We start from the raw sequence: 1,389 nt of genomic DNA on the forward strand, positions 1-1,389 counted from the left end.
GTGCATCAGCGCTGGGCCGGCAAATGCGACGCCTGCGGCGAGTGGAACACGCTGGTCGAGGAAGGCACCGCGGGCGGCATCGGCTCGGGGCCGGCCAACACCCGCAATGTGCGCAAGGGCCGCGCCGTGGTGCTCACCAGCCTCTCCGGCGACATCGAGGACGCGCCGCGCATCGTCTCCGGCATCGGCGAGCTCGACCGCGCCACCGGCGGCGGCTTCGTGCGCGGCTCCGCCCTTCTGGTCGGCGGCGATCCCGGCATCGGCAAGTCGACGCTGCTGACGCAGGCCGCAGCCGCTTTGGCCTCGAAAGGCCACCGCATCGTCTATGTTTCGGGTGAGGAAGCTGTCGCGCAGATCAGGCTGCGTGCTCAGCGCCTGGGTGTCGCCTCGACGCCGGTCGAACTCGCCGCCGAGACCAATGTCGAGGACATCCTCGCGACAATCGCCGACGGCAAGCGGCCGGACCTGGTGATCCTCGATTCCATCCAGACGCTGTGGACCGATCTTGCCGATTCGGCGCCCGGCACGGTCACCCAGGTGCGCGCGGCCGCCCAGGCGATGATCCGCTATGCGAAATCCACCGGCGCCGCGATCGTGCTCGTCGGCCATGTCACCAAGGAAGGCCAGATCGCCGGCCCGCGCGTCGTCGAGCACATGGTCGACGGCGTGCTCTATTTCGAGGGCGAAGGCAACCACCACTTCCGCATCCTGCGCACGGTGAAGAACCGCTTTGGGCCGACCGACGAGATCGGCGTCTTCGAGATGTCGGACAAGGGCCTGCGCGAGGTCGCCAATCCATCCGAGCTGTTCCTCGGCGAGCGGCATGCGAAGTCGCCCGGCGCCGCCGTCTTCGCCGGCATGGAAGGCACAAGGCCGGTGCTGGTCGAGATCCAGGCGCTGGTGGCGCCCTCTTCGCTCGGCACGCCGCGCCGCGCCGTCGTCGGCTGGGACGGCGCGCGGCTCTCCATGGTGCTGGCGGTGCTGGAAGCGCATTGCGGCGTCCGCTTCGGCCAGCACGACGTCTATCTCAATGTCGCCGGCGGCTACCGCATCTCGGAACCGGCGGCCGATCTCGCGGTCGCCGCAGCATTGGTTTCGTCGCTCACCGGTCTTGCCCTTCCCGCCGATTGCGTCTATTTCGGCGAAATCAGCCTTTCGGGCGCGGTAAGGCCGGTTGCGCATGCGCAGCAGCGCCTTAAAGAGGCCGAAAAGCTGGGTTTCGGAAGCGCGGTGCTGCCGCTCGGCAGCGAGGAAGTCGTTGGCGGTAATGGGGCCGGGGGAATCGCGGCCGGCGCTTTCCAACCCACCGAGCTTGCCGACCTGGTGGCGCGCATAGCCGGCTCACGGCGCAGTCGCGCCGACGAGGGGGAGTGATGCAGCTCATGATGT

General features: G+C 68.7%; 1 protein-coding gene. It reads left to right on the top strand.

Annotated elements, in window-relative coordinates; translation table 11 throughout:
• The coding region (gene radA / locus EOA60_RS33000) for a DNA repair protein RadA (RefSeq protein WP_245502678.1) at window positions 1–1,374 on the top strand (1,374 nt) is incomplete at its 5' end.
• Window positions 1,375–1,389: the final 15 nt, after the last annotated feature.

It is taken from the genome of Mesorhizobium sp. M1A.F.Ca.IN.020.06.1.1 (genome assembly GCF_004023265.1).
GTDB lineage: Bacteria > Pseudomonadota > Alphaproteobacteria > Rhizobiales > Rhizobiaceae > Mesorhizobium.